Genomic DNA, 15,516 nt, shown 5'->3' with positions numbered 1-15,516 from the left:
TTGACAGAGTGGAGTCATCTCAAATTGCGTCGGCTGCGGCCGATACCAGCGATCCGAAAACTGGTCTGCGGGCGATAGCTTCATTGCGCGTTCTGACTGACCAGCTTGAACTGCGCCAGGTGGAATCCGCATTGCGTTCAGGTATGAGCTGGCAGCAAATTGCAGATGCTCTGGGCGTCAGCCGGCAGGCTGTGCATAAGAAGCACGCCAGACGAGTAGATCCCTCAATTCCGATTCCCCGGAGGAAAACATGAGCAAATTCGCCCTTTCTGCCCAAACCAGCCATGGGCTTTCTGTATCCGCTCTGGAGGAAGCTTCGCGCACTGGGGCACGTGACGCTGATATCGAGCACCTGTTCCTGGCGCTTGTGCTCAGTGAGCAAGCTGCTGGCCGGGCCCTTCGTGACTTGGGCATCACCCTGACGGCAGCAAGGGAAGCAGTTCAGCAGCAGCACAATGCCCAGCTGTCTTCTCTTGGCATCGATGCTGAATTTCCAGAAGCAGGTCGCATAGTTTTCCATGAATTAGACGGCTTCGAACTCACCAAACGCGCCACGGACTTGCTGGTCAGCTCCAGCAAGAAGGGTAAGAGCGGAGACGCATCGGCAGTGCTGGGTGAGTTGCTGGAAGAACCCAGCGGGATGATCACCAGCATTCTCGAACGCCTCGGTGTATCTGTCCAGCAAGTATCCCAAGCGCTGGCCCAACAAGAGGCAAAGCCAGTTGGTGGGTCCAACACCGGGATCTCAGGGCGCAGGCCAGCTGCTGGAACTAGCGGTGCGTTCATCATGGCGCCGGTAGAAACGGTCCGGAACTTCCTGGATGATCCGCAGAACATCACTATCTGGGACCAACGCGCTGGAACTATCGAGGCCTCAACCGCTGAGGAGGATGTCAACGAACAGTGGATTGTCACCGCTCCGACTATCTGGCCGAATGGGAAACCCGTAGAAGTTAGGCCGGAATTCCGACGCCGTCTTGTCCGACGGACCCAGCCGCAGCAAGCAGGAAGCCTGGCCTGGTCATTCAATTACATCGACTCCCCACAAGCCTGCGGGGCGGTGGTTGAATTCGGGTTGCAGGAAACAACTGGCGGCACCCAGCTTTCGGTACGGATCACGCCGAATCGTCGGCGCGGTTGGCAGAAGATCAAATGGATAGCTTTGCTTCCGGTTCAGAAATTCGGGTTGTGGACCTACCGATTCCATATCGCAGCTGCCATTAGCCGGTATTACCGCTAAGAGTCTGGCCTCACGGCAATAGGCATGTCCAGATACGTGCAGCCGCAACATCGAGGAGGCCGCGTACTTGTTAGCCGTGTTGGATGGCATCGCAGTTGCCTGAGCCCCGGAACCTCAGCGGATGCCATTGCCACGGGCGCGAAAGGTGGTCCACCGGCATTTGCGGTTCATGTCCGAACAACAAATAGCTCAAGCAGCCGAGAAGTCTTGAGAATTCAGGAATCCCAACCGCATGCTCTAATGGGATAAATAATTTCGAAGCCCCGCAGCAACTGCCGGCAGGTACATGCAGGGCCAGCTGCCAGCGGCATCTTGAATTGGTTAGAAACGAATGAGAAGACTCGGCAAGGCCACCTGGCGGCGCATCGCGGTGTATCTTGGTGTCTCGATTGCAGGGTTGGCCCTCTTCGTCGTTGCCTATTGCCTGATTTCGGGCAGAACGATGATCGAAGCACTGGGTAGCTTCTGGATCGCATTGGTGATTGCTCTAGCTACGGCTGCTACCAGTGCAGTACGAGACCAACGAAAAGACGCGCAGACCGAGGCAGGCGAGCAGAAGCTCTAGCAGCTTTTCCTTTGGCAAATTCAGTTCGAAGGCTTGGTTGCGATGCCGTCCAGCCACAGAACAGCTGAGTCGTCATTGTGCATGCCGCCGGATCCGACGTGTTTGCTGGAGATGTTCGGTCCCTTCTGGATGACATGGACCAGCGCCATGCCATGGCCCCGGCCCAGTTGGTAGTCCTCCTTGAGCCAATCCAAAATCTCCGCTGCTTTGACACCTTCTTGGCCAAGTCCTTTTTCGCGGGCAATCTCCAGCAGCTGGCGGGGCGTGAGCCCGGTCTTCTTTTCTATCGTGTCCAAATAAGCTTGGAAAGACATGGCTAAACCTTTCGAATGCACGGAAGCTTGCCCAGAATCCTAGTCCTGATCGACCGCTGCGCATAGGGGAAATGATCGCAGAGCGCCAGGCCTGCAACGCCCAGGCTGGATGAGGTGGCCGATAGGCAAGTCAAGACGTGCGTCTAAGAACAGATAAGACCTGTCAGCGGCCAGAGCGTGGAACCTAGTTCCGGCCGCTGAATTCCAGAGTGTAGTCCCGGGTGGTTGGAAGGTGTCCCGGGTCGTCTTCAAACGGCATGTATTCGACTGAGTGGAGGTAGCCGTCGAGCAGCCACAGATCCAGAAGCCCAAGGACCGTGCCATCCTTGGACACAGCAGCGGTGGAGAATGGCCCGCCAGCGTGGCGGACGCTTTCGCAATCTCGCTTGCTGGGAAAAGAGATGCAAAAGCAATCGCAGTCGTCGAATTGGTAACCGCCCCAACGGGCATACTTCAATTGCTGGCGCGCCTTTGCCGATTCATCGTCGCTGCCGCTGCACAGCAAAGCCAGGAGCTCCAGCTCGTCAGGACGGAATTCGTCGCCCTTGTCTCGGACCGGTCGGCTATCCATGGGAACAGCCTATACCAGACGTGACAAGGAACTGGATGCAAGCATCCCTAGAGCTGCAGCATCGCGGCCGCAACTTCACCGAAGTCGGACGGCGGAATGACGGTCGAAGCGTTCTCCAAAACGAGCAGGGAAGCATTCGGAATTTCCCGCGCCAAGGCTTCGCCATTGCCTACGGGGAAGAACGGATCCTTCGCACCATGGATCACCAGGGTTGGGATTTCCAGCTCGGGCAGCCGCTCGCGCCAGCGCGGAGTGCAGTCCAGCTTGGAGAAGACGATTCCGATTTGGTTTGCCATGTGCACTTCCGGCGTGGAGCCCGCCGTGCGGTCCCAGATTCGACCAGCAAGGACCTTGGCAGTTTGGTGGTCATTGCCAAGAATCTGCGAACCTTCGGCTGAGCGCCGGGCCACGGCTTCGCGGTCCATCCAATCGGGCATCGGCCGGGAAAACAGCTTGCCCATGGTTGCCTGATCGTGATCGGGCAAGTCGTCATCCACCGGTCCGGGTGCCACCGGACGGGTCCCAACCAATGTCAGCGCGTCAAAAGAGCCGGGATGATCCAACGCCGCCACCTGCGCGACCATTCCGCTGACACCGATTCCTGCCAGATGCGCCGGTCGATCGTCCAAATGAGCAGCCAGAGCAGCAGCATCGGCAGCCAGATCACGCAGATCATAGGCGGGCTTCATGGGGTTCCCTGCCGTTGAATCGCCAGAATCCCGCAGATCATAGCGCACGGCATGGCGTCCTCCCGCGGCCAGAGCTTCGCAGAATGCATCAGGCCACGAGAGCATCGTGGTGCTTCCGATGAGCAAGACCAATGGATCTTCCTCGTTGCCGAAGGAATTGATTCCGAAAACCACACCGTTGACTTCAACCGTACTCATGAGTGACCCGCCTTGGTTATCCGGTTCCAAGAATGACCTGTGGGCGGGCGTCGGTCAAGAGCCGGCGGCTTGCTGACGATAGGGGAGCGCTGAGGCTATTCGCTGTAGGTTTCCTTCAGCGCTGCTGCCGAATCCTGTGACGGATCGATATAGAAGCGTTCTGCACCATCGCGCTGCTCATACATGTCGATGTATTCGTCAGCGATCTTGTCGGGGGAGAAGTAAGTTCCTTCTTCGATGACTCCGGCAATGGAAAGCATCCCCACATGCACGCCGTGGCCAGATAGCTCTTCGTGCAGGCAGTGGGCGTAGGCGCGCAGTCCTGACTTTCCGATGCTCAAGGTCGTCAAGATTGGCGTGGCAGTCAGGTCGCTCGATCCACCGCTGGTGAAGAAAATGGCTCCGTCCTTGCGCTCAACCATCTGAGGGATGACCTGCTGTGCGCTGGCGATGCCGCCGATGATGTTCACCTGCAGGTGCTGGTTGGCCATGTCGGCAGTGGTGTCGATGGCGGATACCGGTGCGATGACAGCGGCGTTGTAGATCAAGACGTCGATCTGCCCAAAGGCTTCGCGAATCTGGGTAAAGGCCTTATCTAGTTGCTGCTCGTCGGTGACATCGGCAGCGAAGCCGGAGCTTTTGATGTTGAGCTTGGAAAGTGAGTTCTGCAGGGCATCGAGATTGTCCTGATTTCTGGCAATCAAGGCTACATCGAAATTCTTCCTGCCGAATTTCTCAGCAACGCTGAGGCCAAGTCCTGGGCCTGCTCCTACGATCACCAGTGCGCTCATGCGTGGATCTCCTGTTCCGGAAAAGTAATTTGCCTACTATCCGGTAACAATGTTGATGCACTGGCCGTTATTCCTGAACTTGTGATGGTTGGTAAAATGGCAATCGTATAGATTATTAGTTGGAATACTGCGGACAGCATCCGCGACAAAGCCCCAGGAGAAGTTGTTCGCGTGCAAACAGGTCCAAGCCAAGCGTGGGATACCTTGCAAGCCACCGGACGCATCTGCTTGGAAGGCGAACCGGCGAGCTGGTCCAAAGCATTGAAATCGCTGGTCATGGTCCTGCTTGGGTTGATCGGCTTGCTTGCAGTGGGAGTCTTTGTTGGTTTTCCCGTACTCATTTTCACCGGCATGGAAGTCTCGGCAGGTTCAGTTTTCGGCTTTCTCGGGTGCCTGGCCATGCTGACCGCGATGGGATCACTGGTGCTGCACTGGCATCGGGTGCGCAACCGGTATCGCGAGGTTGAGTCTCTGCCAGTAATCCTCGACGCCAATGGACTGACCTTGCGTGGGGTGGGACCCATCCCGTGGCAGGACTTCGGCCTGGCCGAGCACCAGATGGTGCGCGCCGAACACGATTCTTCCTACACCCGCAGGGCAGTGATGCCATTGACCGCCGCCGGCTACCATAACGTCAATCAACTGCTCGCGTACGAGCTGCGCCCACGGGTCTCCCCGGCCACCGGTTCGATATGGAACCGCCACCATCCGAACATCTACGTACCTGGCGTCGCTGGGATGAAGACCAGCGAAGTCATGTGGCTGATCAACTCAGCGCGTAGCCTTTTCACAGCTCGCTGAAGGTAGCTCGTGGCCAAGGTCTTAGAACAATGGCCAGGGCACCGCTGGCATTTGACCGTGGGGCGCCGGGAAATGCGCATCATCCACTAGCGACTGGCAACGACGGGAAAAGGCCGCTATTTCCTCAGCGGTCAGCAGTTCCGCCAACTCCGCGCCAAGTTCTGCCTCCAGCGCTTCGATGACTCGGGTGATGCCAGCAAGCTCGTCTTCGGACAGGGACTGCCCATCCCAACCCCACAGCACCGTGCGCAGCTTGTGCTCTTCGTTGAAGCACAGCCCATGGTCCACACCGAACCTATGGCCATCGGCCATGGCTAGAACGTGGTCGCCTTTGCGGTCCGCGTTGTTCACTAAGACATCAAAGACTGCCATGCGTCGTAGTGAAACGGTGTCTTCATGCACCAGGCTCATCTGCTGTCCGGCTTCATCCTGCCCATCAAGGACTCGCAGCAAGCCGGCGGCTGGCAGGCTGCTGGTGGGGACGATGTCCACCGGATGCTGTGCTGGGTCGGTGTCCTGCCACAGCTGCACCATGCCTTCGCCAAACCGCCCATCGCGCAACCAGGTGCGCGGCACCAGATTCCATCCCAAGGCTTCGGAAACTAGATAGGCCGCGATCTCCCGAGAGGCCAAGGTACCGTGCGGGAAGTCCCACAGCGGCTGTTCCCCGGCGATCGGTTTGTACACCACCTTGGAGTTGCCGATATTCCCCAGGAACGTGGCGTTGGATGCGGTGGTGATGCGGCCGGTCAGTTCCAGCTGCGCGGTGAGCAGATCCGAAGAGCTCATTGGCCGTTCTCGTCCTGGCAGGTATGTCCATCTGGATCAATCGGATAACCGCAGTTGGCGCACATTGGCCTGCCTGCCGCGACGATCTCATGGGTGCGCATGGCGAAGGCGCGTGCTGTGCCTACCGGCATGCGAACCCGCATCAGAGCACCGGGGCCATCGGGGTCGTAGGTCTCTTCGTCTTCCTCATTCAAGGAGAAAGCTTCCAACACTACTTGCGCCACGCTGGCGTCCCATCCCAGATTCATCGATCCGACGCGGAATAACTCATCGACTTCTTCCAGCGCTTCGTTATCCACCAATTCCACGGGGGTGTGCTCCGGAACGCTGAAGGGATTGCCCTCGACGGTGGAGAGCTGATCAAGGATTTCATCGATCATCTCAGCGACCACTGCGGCCTGCTGCTTTTCCAAGGCGATGCTGGCCAGCTCGGAACCAGCCCGGGCCTGGAGGTAGAAGGTGCGGGAGCCGGGCTCGCCGATGGTGCCGATGACAATGCGGTCTGGCCAATTGAATTCGTTGACTGTTGCTGTCATTTCAGTTTCCTTAGTGTCCTGCGCCGCCACCGACCGGGGCATCCGCTGCCTTGAGTCCTGGGGCGAGCCATGAGAGATCTCCGGCATCGGTATTGATGGAGTACACCCGGGGCGCCCCGGCGCCGTAGTGCACGATTGATACGGAAGCTGGTCCCGCATTCAGCCGCTGGAACAGGTCCAGATGCATTCCCAGCGCATCGGCCAATACCGACTTGATGATATCGCCATGGCTGAAGGCCGCCCACACTGCGCCGGTCCCATGCTCGGCTTCCACTGCAGCATCGTGGCGCCTGATTGCCGCCACAGCGCGTGCCTGCATCCCGGCCATGGATTCACCCTCGGGGAAGGTCACCGCGGAGGGGGTGGATTGCACTTGCTTCCATAGATCTTCGCCAGCCAAGTCCTGCAGCGTGCGGCCCTGCCACAGTCCGTAGTCGCATTCGGAGATCTCTGGCTCGATGAGCAATTCAGGCGCGTTCTCCTGACGCTGCAATGCGAAGTTGGCGGTCTGCACGCAGCGTTCCAGCGGGCTGGTGACCACCGCTGCCAAGGGCAGGGTCGCGAGGCGTTCGGCGGTACGCATCGCCTGTTCTTCGCCGGTGTGGTCCAAGAACACCGACGGGGTGCGTCCAGCCAATACGCCGCTGGCGTTGGCGGTAGTGCGGCCATGCCGCACGAGAATAACTGTGGCCATGTTCCCAGCCTAGCCACCACTGGGTCCCCACGCGATGTCCTGACGGCATGTTGTCCGGTGAAAGGGGGTTTGCAGTGTGCAGGGGTGCCGAAGCAATGAGCAGGGAAACCACGACAGGAGGATGCATGGAAGTCGGGATCCTTGGCGCCGGAATCCGCGGGCTGTGCGCCGTCGCACCAGCAGGCGGGTCAGTCCCGGACCATCCACCCGACGACATCGCATTGCCCGTCGCTGTTACTGCCAGTGGCCACGAAGGTGCCGTCGGTGAGCAAGCCGAGGGTATGCAATGAACCGGCGGCAATGGCGATGACCTTCGATCATGAACCCACATTGCACTGGCCAAACGAGTTGTCCCCGGTGGCCAGCACCATGCCATCGCTGCGCAGGGCCACGGTGTGCTGGCTGCCGGCGCAAAGCGTGGTCACCGCATTCCAGTTTTGCACTTCGCACGCCCCGCTTCGCTGGTCGCCAGTGGCCACGACGGTGCCGTCGGTGCGCAGCCCGACAGTATGCAGTTGACCCGCGGCTATCGCTTGCAGGCCGCTCCAGCTGGCCACGGAGCATTGGCCCCGTTGGTTATTGCCGGTGGCAAGCGCCGTGCCGTCGGCGCGAAGCCCTACGGTGTGCGAACGGCCGGTGTTGCGCGCCGCATGAACATTACCGGCCGCTACGCTGGTGATCGCCGACCACTGGTCGATAGAACACTCGCCGGCCCGGTTATTGCCGGTGGCCAGCACGGCGCCGTCCTGTCGCAGTGCCACCGAATGCCTGCGCCCGGCTGCCATGAGAGTCATCGGTTCCTCCAAGTCTGCCCGGGGTGCCTCGTCCGCTGCCCATCGTACTTGGGCTCCAACCTGCAGAGCACTCCTTGAAGTGGCGGCGGATGCTCCCGGCAAAGCAACGCTGGGATGGAGCCTACCGATGGCCGATAGGGTTTGTCAGGTTTCCAGCCTAGCGACAGGCCCTTATCCAAGACACTGGATTGCGGCAGGTCTCCTGTGTCTTCCAAGCCAGAGGCGACCAAGCCAATCGCTTATGGTTACCGTATGGATACAACGAATCTGCTGGTACTCAATGCGTGGGCTATCATCCCACTTGTGCTCGTCGGCTCGCTGCTGCATTTTGCCTATGACTGGTCGGGGCACAACAAGGTCGTGGCGGTATTCGCCGCGGTGAACGAGAGCTATTGGGAACATATCAAGATCGCGTTCTGGCCGGTGCTGCTGTGGCTGGTTGGACTCTTCGCTTTGGGTGGATGGCAGATCCTGGGGTTCATCCCGGCAATGACCGCTGCACTGTACTCGGTTCCGGTTTCCATGGTCGCCATGGTCTTCGGCTACAAGTCGATCACCGGGAAGAACCTGCTCTGGCTGGATATCGCGGTCTTTGCCATCACCGTTGGGCTGGCGCTGATGATCTTCGCACTGGTGGCCACCGAGCTGGCAGCGAGCATCTGGAGCATTGGGATCAGCGTGCTGCTCTTGCTGCCGCTCGGGGTAGCCTTCATCCGCTACACCTATGCTCCGCCTAATGAACCGGATCTGTTCGTTGATCCGCTGAACCAGCGCTATGGACTGGATGCCCACCCGGAAGACAACTAGCACCCAGGCTGAAACGCCCGGTACTGGGTTGATGTGAGATCAGTCCTCTGCACGTCTTCCGGTTCCAAAGCGGCCAAGGTCCCGGGGTACGATGAAGGTTGGCCAAATCCGGAGTGCACAGGCGCAACTTGTTTTCCGGAACCGATGTTGACCGTACGCCGCATCCGGCGTAGCCAGGATCCCGCTGACGGGTCCGGCAGCTAAATGGAGTGATATTTTTTGCCTGGAGCAGATCCGCATCCAGACCTCGCCGCCGATCGTTCGGCGAAGATCGAAACCATCGTCATCGACAGCGAGCACACTGGACGGCGCATCGAGAAGTACCTGCGTTCCGCGCTCAAATCCATGCCAGCAGGGCAGATGTTCAAGCTCATGCGCAAGGGACAACTGCGGGTCAACGGGAAGAAAGTCCAAGAAGGCTACCGGCTGGCGGCAAATGACAAGATCACTCTGCCGGCATTCCACGCCCAGCCAACCCGCGAACCGCGCATCGAGGTCCCGCCAGCGCTGCTCAAGCGCCTGCGCAATACCGTGGTGCACGAGGACGAAGATGTGCTGGTGATCGACAAGCCCGCTGGCATTCCGGTGCACAAGGGCACCGATAATCCAGCCGGCGTCATCGAGGCATTCCGCCAGCTGCGCCCGGAACTGCCCGATCTTGAGCTGAGCCACCGACTGGACCGGGATACTTCTGGACTGCTGGTGCTGGCCAAGACCCCGAGCATTCTGCGCTATCTGCACGAGATGCTGCGCGATCGGGAAGATGAAATTGAAAGGCACTATCTGGCGCTGGTTGCCGGCAGCTGGAATGAGGACACTGCAGTTATCCATACTCCGCTGCTGCGCCTGGCTGACCGCATGGTCGCAGATCCAACGGGCCAGCGTGCTGAAACCCGGGTATGGGTACAGCAGCGGGTAGGGAAGCGCGCCACTATTTTGGATGTGCAGCTGATGACCGGACGCAAGCACCAGATCCGGGTCCACTTGCAAAGCGAAGGGCACCCGATTGCCGGAGACGACCGGTACGGTTTTGCCAAGTTCAACAGCCGTGTCGAACAGCTAGGGGGTCGCGGGCTCTTCTTGCATGCGACTAAGCTGGTGATTCCCAAGCCCGACGGCCAGGAACTGGTCGTCGAGGCCCCCATGCCGCAGCGCTGGAAGCAGCTGCTGAAGGCAGGGCTCTAGCCCAATCAACTCTGGCAAGGCGGGACATGATGGCCGAAGGACAGTGGAAGCAGGTAGCCCAGCGAGTTTTCCAGCGGCGTTATGATCCGTTGGACATCACCGTCGGGGCGGTGCTCGGCGAGCACGGCCTGACGGTTATCGATACCCGCAATAACGCGTGTGAGGCACAGGAAATCATTGATGATGTCTCGGCACGTTTCGACCTGCCGATTGTTGCCGTCATCAACACCCATGCGCATTATGACCACACCTTCGGCAATCAGCTCTTTGCCCAGCACTCGATTCCCATCTATGGCCATCATCTGATCCCTGCGCACTTCGAGGAATATGAGAAGCCCCGGCTTGAAAAGGTGCAGCGCTCGCCGGAAGCAGAGCCCGAGATGGATTGGGATGGCGTGGTTCTGACCCCGCCAACCCACTTGCTGGCGCAACCTTGCACGCTGAACTTAGGCGGACGGGAAGTCGAGCTGATTCCGCTGGATGCAGGGCATACCGACACGGACCTTGCGATCCATATTCCCGACGCCAATACGTGGTTCCTTGGCGATATCATCGAGCAGTCCGGTCCGCCGATGTTCGGCTCCGGAGCCTACCCCCTGGACTGGCCCATCGTGCTCGAATCATTGCTTGAGCGCATCCAGCCAGGCGACATCATTGTCCCGGGCCATGGTGAACCGGTGGACCGGGACTTCATAGTGCGGCAATTGCACTGCTTCCAGCTGCTGGCCACCACCTTGCGCGACGCGCATCAACGGGACGAGAGCATCGAGCAGATCTCATACAGTGCGGAACTTAAAAACCTGTGGCCGGAGGATTTCCTGCAACAAGCTGCCGCTGATGCCTACGCGCAACTGCCTGGCACCGAGCCGGATCCGCGCTAGCGCGGTGAAGGACTAGTATTCGTTCTTGATCACGAAGAACGAGCCGCGGATGGTTCCGGCGAGCTTGGATTTCTGGCGGGCGAACTCGAACTTTTCCGCCAGTTCCTCGGGCACTTCCATGCCATCGGAGAGCTTGAAGCCGGCGGCGCGCTTGGCACCTGGCTCCAGCCCGTACAGGACATTGATGGACAACCCGGATTCGTAGAAGACATAGGCTCGCTGTGAGCCATCAGCCTCGAATTCAGCGGCCTGCAAGGGCTTGGATACGATGTGCAGATCGCGTTCTTCAGCAAGAATCTGGTGCACCCAATCAATGGTTTGCGTTGCGTCGCCAGCTTGCTCCACCACAAAATCATGATTGAACTTGTTCTTCAGGTAGCGGGCTTCATTGGCACGCAATCCTGCCAGCGCGTCTGATACCGGGGAGGTTTCCAGGCCCTGGGTGGAGACGTCTTTGAAATCAACAAGGTACGGCATGAGCACTCCTTGGCGGTGTTCGGTTGGTCAGCTTCGGAAAATTATTCTTATCGTACTGCGCGAAATCAGCTGAAGGCGCTGAAACCGGTCAGGTCCCTGCCAAGAATCAGGGCTTGGACCGATTCGGTTCCCTCGTAGGTATGCAAAGCCTCGATGTCCCCGAAATGGCGAATCACATGATTCTCCAACAGAATGCCGTTGCCGCCGAGCATATCCCTGGCTGTAGCCGCCACCCGGCGGGCCGCACGGGTGTTGTGGTACTTCAGCAGCGAAGCCTGGGTGTCCTTGAGCGCTCCAGCTTCCTGCACCGCGGCCACCGCAGCGCACTGCAGCTGCATGTTGGTGATCTCCGCGAGCATCTGGGCCAGGCGTTCCTGCACCATTTGGTGCGCTCCCAGCGGCTTGCCGAATTGGGAGCGTTGCTTGGCGTATTGCAAGGCCGCTTCAAAAACGAACTGCGCATGGCCCAGAGCTGACCAGCCAACATTCACGCGAGTCGCAACCAGCGCCTTGGACACGTCCTTGAAGGAAGCAACTTCGCTGAGCCGCGCCGAGTCCGGAACCCGCACATCAGTGAGCCGGATCTCGGCCTGCTCGATGGCGCGCAGCACGCCCTTCCCTCGCACCGGCACCGCTTCATAGCCTTCGGCCTGTTGCTCGACAATGAATCCCTTAACCTGGGAATCAGCCTCGTCGCGGGCCCACACAAGGGTGATGCCGCCAGCAGCACCGTTGCCGATCCACTTCTTGTTCCCGTTCAGGATCCACCCATCGCCATCCTTGCGGGCACTGGATTCCAAGCCCACCGAATCCGAGCCGTGATGCGGTTCGGTCAGCGCGAACCCGCCCAATAGCTGGCCGGTGGCCACAGGCTCCAAATACTGCTCTTGCTGTGCCGGGGTACCGAACAGGCGCAGGCTGCGCAATACCAGGCCGCCCTGCACCGCGGCGGCGGCAGCCATCGAGCCATCGGCACGGGAAAGTTCCATCGCCACCAGTCCGGCAGCCAGCGCAGAAAAATGCGCATGGCCCGGAATCTGCAGGCCATCGGTGAACAGATCGAGCTGGCCCATCCGGCGCACCAAATCCAGCGGGTAGTGCCCGTTCTCCCAGTGCTCGTTGATTACCGGCAGGATCTCCTCGCCATATTGCCGGGCGCGGGCCCAATGCACGCGGTCCGCATGATCCAGCGCCCCGAAGGCCTGCAGGTAGTCGATATCCAGCGCCGAGGACAGGTCATAGTCCTGCCATGGGTCGCGGGTCAATTGCCGGCTCCTTGCACTCCAGTGCGCTCGGCACGCAGCTGGCGCTTGAGCAGTTTTCCGGACTGGTTGCGAGGCAACTGCGCGACGAAGTCCACCCGTTTGGGGACCTTGTAGCCAGCGAGCCGGGACTTCACATGATCGCGTACCGCCTGGGCACTGAGGTGGGTGTCGTCCTTGAGCACGATGACCGCAGCGATTGCTTCGATCCAGCGCGGGTCATCAATGCCCACCACAGCCACCTCGGCGACTTCGGGCAACTCGTAGATGGCGTCCTCGACTTCGCGCGGGGCCACCAGCACCCCGCCGGTGTTGATCACATCCTTGATGCGGTCCACCACCTGGATGTAGCCGCCTCGATCCTTGGCCACCTGGTCTCCGGAACGGAACCAGCCGTCGGTGAAGGCCTGCTCGGTTTCCTCCGGCTTGTTCCAATATCCGCTCATCACCTGCGGGGAGCGGTACTGGATTTCTCCTGGTTCGCCGGCCTCGGCCAGCTGGCCCTCGGCGTTGATGACCCGCGCTTCGACATGGAAGACCGGGCGCCCGCAGGAAGCGGGCCGGGCATCGTGTTCCTCGGGGCGCAGCACCGTGCACAGCGGACCGAGTTCGGACTGGCCGAAGCAGTTGTAGAACCCGATTTTCGGGAAGCGCTCGCGCAGCCGGGCCAGCACCGTGGTGGGCATGATCGAAGCCCCGTACTGGGCCTTGGCCAGCGAATCCAGGTTCCGGGTTTCCAGATCCGGGTGGTTGCTCAGCGGCACCCAGACCGTCGGGGCCAGGAACAGCGAGTTGATGTGCTCTGCTTCCACGCGTTCAAGCATCTGGCCGATATCCGGCTTGGCCAGCAAGCGGATGCTGGCACCCAAGGATAGATAGGGGAGCAAAAAGACGTGCATGGCCGCCGAATGGTAAAGCGGCATGGCGATCAGCGGACGGTCCGAAGCCTCCAAGTCCAGTGCGATGATAGCCGAGATGTATTGGGCGACCAGCGCAGCATGGGTCATCATCGCACCCTTGGGCGCTGAAGTGGTGCCCGAGGTGTAGAGCAGCTGGACCAGATCACCGCTTGAAACCTGGCTGGTGTTCGCATCGATGGGTGCGTTTTGATCCAGTGCGGTTTCAAGTACCGAGACGCCGGGGGATTCACCGGGCAGCATCGGCCAGACTTGTTGCAGCTGCTCAAGCTTGTGGGCATCGCGCAGTTCCTGCACCAAATCCATGCGCGGGCCATCGGCAATCACTAGTGCGGCGCCGGAATCGTTGAGCAGGTAGGCCAGCTCTTCGCCCTTCAAGGCGAAGTTCACCGGGACATGGACCAGCCCGGAGGCGGCGCAAGCGATGAACAGGATCGCGTAGGCATCAGAATTCGCAGCGTAGGCGGCCACGCGCGAACCAGCAGGCAGCCCAGCGCGCTGCAGGCGGGTGGTGAGCCTGTGCACTGCGGCATCGAGCTGCTGGTAGTCCCAGCTGCGCTCTTCAAAGCTCAGCGCCACCGCTTTGGGAGTGCGGGCCGCCGCCCGGCGCAGCAGGGCATCGATGGTGTTCTGGTCTTGGGACTTGGACTGGGTGCCGGATGCTAGGGGATTCACGGTGGTTTTCCTTTGCTGCGGGTCTTAGAGGCGTTCAATGATGGTGACGTTGGCCTGGCCGCCGCCTTCGCACATGGTCTGCAGCCCATAGCGGCCGCCGCTGCGTTCCAGTTCATGCAGCAGCGAAGTCATCAGCCGCGCGCCAGTGGCACCGATGGGATGGCCCAGCGCGATGGCCCCGCCATTGACATTGACCTTTGACATGTCCGCGCCGACTTCCTTCTGCCAGGCCAGGACCACTGCGGCAAAAGCCTCGTTGATCTCGATCCGGTCCATGTCATGGATGGACATGCCGGTGCGCTCCAAGGCGTACTTTGTGGCGCGGATCGGGGCAGAGAGCATCATCACCGGATCATCCCCGCGGGCACTGGCATGGTGGATTCGGGCTCGGGGCTTCAGCCCGTAGCGCTTAACCGCGGCCTCAGAGGCAATCAGCAGCATCGCTGCACCATCGGACATCTGGGATGCGGTGGCCGCGGTATGTGCTCCGCCTTCGGTGATCGGGGACAAGGAAGCCATCTTGGCGCGGTCCACCGGGCGTGGCCCTTCATCGATCGACAGCTGATCCATGGCCAGGATTTCGCGGTCGAAATAGCCTTGGGCCTGGGCATGCAGGGCGCGCTCATGCGAGGTGGCAGCGAGGTCTTCCAACTCGCCGCGGGTGAAGCCCCAGTGCTGGGCCATCATCTCAGCGCCGCGGAATTGCGAGATCTCCTGATCCCCATAGCGTGCCGCCCACTTTTCGGATCCGGCGTACGGGTTGGGGAAGCCGAAATCCTTGGCCGCCGAGTTGGAATAGGACAGCGGGATGCTGGACATGGACTGCACCCCGCCGGCCACCACCAGATCGCTGGCTCCGCTCATCACGGCCTGGGCGGCATAGGACACGGCCTGCTGCCCGGAACCGCATTGGCGTTCCACGGTAGTTCCCGGGACATGATCGGATAATCCGGCGGCCAGCCAAGCGTTGCGGGCGATGTCCATGGACTGCGGCCCAAGCTGGTCGATGCAGCCCAGGATGATCTCATCGTATTGCTCGGAATCGATGTTGTTCCGGTTCACAAGTTCGGCCAGTGGTGCGGCGGCCAGATCCAGCGGATGCAGCTGGGCCAATGATTTTCCGCGTCGTCCGACAGGCGTGCGCAACGCATCGATGATGTAGGCCTGGGTCATGGGTGTTCCTCCAGCATATTTCAGGGTGCGAGTTGGCACTATGGAACTAACAATGCCCAAGTCCGTGCCTGTTGTCTAGGTCACACGCGGGTAGAGTGGAAGCAGTTCTCACGCCATTTCCCGGCATCGAGCCGCGGCTCCAGACGAGTCGTGATCC

At 60.2% G+C, this 15,516-nt stretch carries 20 protein-coding genes; 7 read left to right on the top strand and 13 right to left on the bottom strand.

Annotated features, from left to right (window positions below; translation table 11 throughout):
* Positions 1 to 8: 8 nt before the first annotated feature.
* The 3 genes from AARI_RS20095 (at position 9) to AARI_RS12060 (ending at position 1,805) form a co-directional block, all read left to right on the top strand.
* Positions 9 to 254: a hypothetical protein gene (locus AARI_RS20095; RefSeq protein ID WP_013349575.1), complete on the top strand. Its 246-nt coding sequence runs from the start codon at positions 9 to 11 to the stop codon at positions 252 to 254.
* Positions 251 to 1,240 carry a Clp protease N-terminal domain-containing protein gene (locus tag AARI_RS12065; RefSeq protein WP_013349574.1) on the top strand — a complete coding sequence of 330 codons (990 nt, stop codon included), beginning with the start codon at positions 251 to 253 and terminating at the stop codon, positions 1,238 to 1,240. The genes AARI_RS20095 and AARI_RS12065 overlap by 4 nt, the downstream gene beginning before the upstream one ends.
* Before the next feature lie 331 nt (positions 1,241 to 1,571).
* Positions 1,572 to 1,805, top strand: coding sequence for a hypothetical protein (locus tag AARI_RS12060; RefSeq protein WP_013349573.1), 234 nt, complete (start codon positions 1,572 to 1,574; stop codon positions 1,803 to 1,805).
* A 20-nt stretch (positions 1,806 to 1,825) separates the two neighbouring features.
* On the opposite strand, the gene AARI_RS12055 is transcribed toward AARI_RS12060, so the two are convergent.
* The 4 genes from AARI_RS12055 to AARI_RS12040 form a co-directional block, all read right to left on the bottom strand.
* The gene (locus AARI_RS12055) at positions 1,826 to 2,119 is read right to left on the bottom strand and encodes a DUF4287 domain-containing protein (RefSeq protein WP_013349572.1); all 294 of its coding nucleotides are present in this window, start codon (positions 2,117 to 2,119) and stop codon (positions 1,826 to 1,828) included.
* 184 nt (positions 2,120 to 2,303) lie between these two features.
* Positions 2,304 to 2,690 (bottom strand): hypothetical protein, encoded by a 387-nt coding sequence (locus AARI_RS12050; RefSeq protein WP_013349571.1) that lies wholly within the window; start codon positions 2,688 to 2,690, stop codon positions 2,304 to 2,306.
* Positions 2,691 to 2,737: 47 nt separating this feature from the next.
* Entirely contained in the window at positions 2,738 to 3,577 is an 840-nt protein-coding gene (locus AARI_RS12045) for an alpha/beta fold hydrolase (RefSeq protein WP_013349570.1), read from the bottom strand.
* A gap of 95 nt (positions 3,578 to 3,672) precedes the next feature.
* Complete coding sequence (locus AARI_RS12040; RefSeq protein ID WP_013349569.1) at positions 3,673 to 4,368, bottom strand: SDR family NAD(P)-dependent oxidoreductase; 696 nt, start codon at positions 4,366 to 4,368, stop codon at positions 3,673 to 3,675.
* 171 nt (positions 4,369 to 4,539) lie between these two features.
* Here AARI_RS12040 and AARI_RS12035 point away from each other — a divergent pair, with 171 nt between their 5' ends.
* Positions 4,540 to 5,169 (top strand): hypothetical protein, encoded by a 630-nt coding sequence (locus tag AARI_RS12035; protein ID WP_013349568.1) that lies wholly within the window; start codon positions 4,540 to 4,542, stop codon positions 5,167 to 5,169.
* A 21-nt stretch (positions 5,170 to 5,190) separates the two neighbouring features.
* On the opposite strand, the gene AARI_RS12030 is transcribed toward AARI_RS12035, so the two are convergent.
* The 5 genes from AARI_RS12030 to AARI_RS12015 form a co-directional block, all read right to left on the bottom strand.
* Positions 5,191 to 5,958, bottom strand: coding sequence for an SCO1664 family protein (locus tag AARI_RS12030; protein ID WP_013349567.1), 768 nt, complete (start codon positions 5,956 to 5,958; stop codon positions 5,191 to 5,193).
* Entirely contained in the window at positions 5,955 to 6,494 is a 540-nt protein-coding gene (locus AARI_RS12025) for a DUF3090 domain-containing protein (protein WP_013349566.1), read from the bottom strand. Before AARI_RS12025 ends, AARI_RS12030 begins: the two co-directional genes overlap by 4 nt.
* Before the next feature lie 10 nt (positions 6,495 to 6,504).
* Positions 6,505 to 7,188: an MSMEG_4193 family putative phosphomutase gene (locus AARI_RS12020; RefSeq protein ID WP_013349565.1), complete on the bottom strand. Its 684-nt coding sequence runs from the start codon at positions 7,186 to 7,188 to the stop codon at positions 6,505 to 6,507.
* Between the two features lie 188 nt (positions 7,189 to 7,376).
* Positions 7,377 to 7,460, bottom strand: a complete 84-nt coding sequence (locus tag AARI_RS20430) for a hypothetical protein (protein WP_404813046.1) — start codon at positions 7,458 to 7,460, stop codon at positions 7,377 to 7,379.
* Positions 7,461 to 7,505: 45 nt separating this feature from the next.
* A complete protein-coding gene (locus tag AARI_RS12015; RefSeq protein ID WP_197535083.1) occupies positions 7,506 to 7,982 on the bottom strand; it encodes an RCC1 domain-containing protein in 477 nt (158 codons plus the stop codon).
* 252 nt (positions 7,983 to 8,234) lie between these two features.
* On the opposite strand from AARI_RS12015, the gene AARI_RS12010 reads away from it, so the two are divergent.
* The 3 genes from AARI_RS12010 (at position 8,235) to AARI_RS12000 (ending at position 10,855) form a co-directional block, all read left to right on the top strand.
* A complete protein-coding gene (locus tag AARI_RS12010; RefSeq protein ID WP_013349562.1) occupies positions 8,235 to 8,789 on the top strand; it encodes a DUF6512 family protein in 555 nt (184 codons plus the stop codon).
* Positions 8,790 to 9,008: 219 nt separating this feature from the next.
* Positions 9,009 to 9,974 carry an RluA family pseudouridine synthase gene (locus AARI_RS12005; protein ID WP_013349561.1) on the top strand — a complete coding sequence of 322 codons (966 nt, stop codon included), beginning with the start codon at positions 9,009 to 9,011 and terminating at the stop codon, positions 9,972 to 9,974.
* A 26-nt stretch (positions 9,975 to 10,000) separates the two neighbouring features.
* Entirely contained in the window at positions 10,001 to 10,855 is an 855-nt protein-coding gene (locus AARI_RS12000; RefSeq protein ID WP_049862636.1) for an MBL fold metallo-hydrolase, read from the top strand.
* Between the two features lie 12 nt (positions 10,856 to 10,867).
* Here the strand turns inward: AARI_RS12000 and AARI_RS11995 are convergent, their stop codons facing one another.
* The 4 genes from AARI_RS11995 to AARI_RS11980 form a co-directional block, all read right to left on the bottom strand.
* On the bottom strand, positions 10,868 to 11,332 hold the full coding sequence (locus AARI_RS11995; RefSeq protein WP_013349559.1) for a hypothetical protein: 465 nt from the start codon (positions 11,330 to 11,332) through the stop codon (positions 10,868 to 10,870).
* Positions 11,333 to 11,397: 65 nt separating this feature from the next.
* Entirely contained in the window at positions 11,398 to 12,597 is a 1,200-nt protein-coding gene (locus AARI_RS11990) for an acyl-CoA dehydrogenase family protein (RefSeq protein ID WP_013349558.1), read from the bottom strand.
* Positions 12,594 to 14,186: a fatty acyl-CoA synthetase gene (locus tag AARI_RS11985; protein ID WP_013349557.1), complete on the bottom strand. Its 1,593-nt coding sequence runs from the start codon at positions 14,184 to 14,186 to the stop codon at positions 12,594 to 12,596. Before AARI_RS11985 ends, AARI_RS11990 begins: the two co-directional genes overlap by 4 nt.
* Positions 14,187 to 14,210: 24 nt before the next feature.
* Entirely contained in the window at positions 14,211 to 15,359 is a 1,149-nt protein-coding gene (locus AARI_RS11980) for an acetyl-CoA C-acetyltransferase (RefSeq protein ID WP_013349556.1), read from the bottom strand.
* Positions 15,360 to 15,516: the final 157 nt, after the last annotated feature.

It is taken from the genome of Glutamicibacter arilaitensis Re117 (assembly GCF_000197735.1).
In the GTDB taxonomy this organism is placed as follows: Bacteria; Actinomycetota; Actinomycetes; order Actinomycetales; family Micrococcaceae; genus Glutamicibacter; species Glutamicibacter arilaitensis.
This window is presented reverse-complemented; position numbering and strand designations above follow the sequence as displayed.

What these genes read in the sequence shown, in the direction of transcription:
- AARI_RS12040 (WP_013349569.1), bottom strand. Translation starts at nt 4,368, where the DNA reads ATGAGCGCACTGGTGATCGTAGGAGCAGGCCCAGGACTTGGCCTCAGC.
- AARI_RS11995 (WP_013349559.1), bottom strand. Translation starts at nt 11,332, where the DNA reads ATGCCGTACCTTGTTGATTTCAAAGACGTCTCCACCCAGGGCCTGGAA.
- AARI_RS12050 (WP_013349571.1), bottom strand. Translation starts at nt 2,690, where the DNA reads ATGGATAGCCGACCGGTCCGAGACAAGGGCGACGAATTCCGTCCTGAC.
- AARI_RS12045 (WP_013349570.1), bottom strand. Translation starts at nt 3,577, where the DNA reads ATGAGTACGGTTGAAGTCAACGGTGTGGTTTTCGGAATCAATTCCTTC.
- AARI_RS12000 (WP_049862636.1), top strand. Translation starts at nt 10,001, where the DNA reads ATGATGGCCGAAGGACAGTGGAAGCAGGTAGCCCAGCGAGTTTTCCAG.
- AARI_RS12020 (WP_013349565.1), bottom strand. Translation starts at nt 7,188, where the DNA reads ATGGCCACAGTTATTCTCGTGCGGCATGGCCGCACTACCGCCAACGCC.
- AARI_RS12010 (WP_013349562.1), top strand. Translation starts at nt 8,235, where the DNA reads ATGGATACAACGAATCTGCTGGTACTCAATGCGTGGGCTATCATCCCA.
- AARI_RS12025 (WP_013349566.1), bottom strand. Translation starts at nt 6,494, where the DNA reads ATGACAGCAACAGTCAACGAATTCAATTGGCCAGACCGCATTGTCATC.
- AARI_RS12065 (WP_013349574.1), top strand. Translation starts at nt 251, where the DNA reads ATGAGCAAATTCGCCCTTTCTGCCCAAACCAGCCATGGGCTTTCTGTA.
- AARI_RS12055 (WP_013349572.1), bottom strand. Translation starts at nt 2,119, where the DNA reads ATGTCTTTCCAAGCTTATTTGGACACGATAGAAAAGAAGACCGGGCTC.
- AARI_RS12015 (WP_197535083.1), bottom strand. Translation starts at nt 7,982, where the DNA reads ATGACTCTCATGGCAGCCGGGCGCAGGCATTCGGTGGCACTGCGACAG.
- AARI_RS11980 (WP_013349556.1), bottom strand. Translation starts at nt 15,359, where the DNA reads ATGACCCAGGCCTACATCATCGATGCGTTGCGCACGCCTGTCGGACGA.
- AARI_RS12030 (WP_013349567.1), bottom strand. Translation starts at nt 5,958, where the DNA reads ATGAGCTCTTCGGATCTGCTCACCGCGCAGCTGGAACTGACCGGCCGC.
- AARI_RS12060 (WP_013349573.1), top strand. Translation starts at nt 1,572, where the DNA reads ATGAGAAGACTCGGCAAGGCCACCTGGCGGCGCATCGCGGTGTATCTT.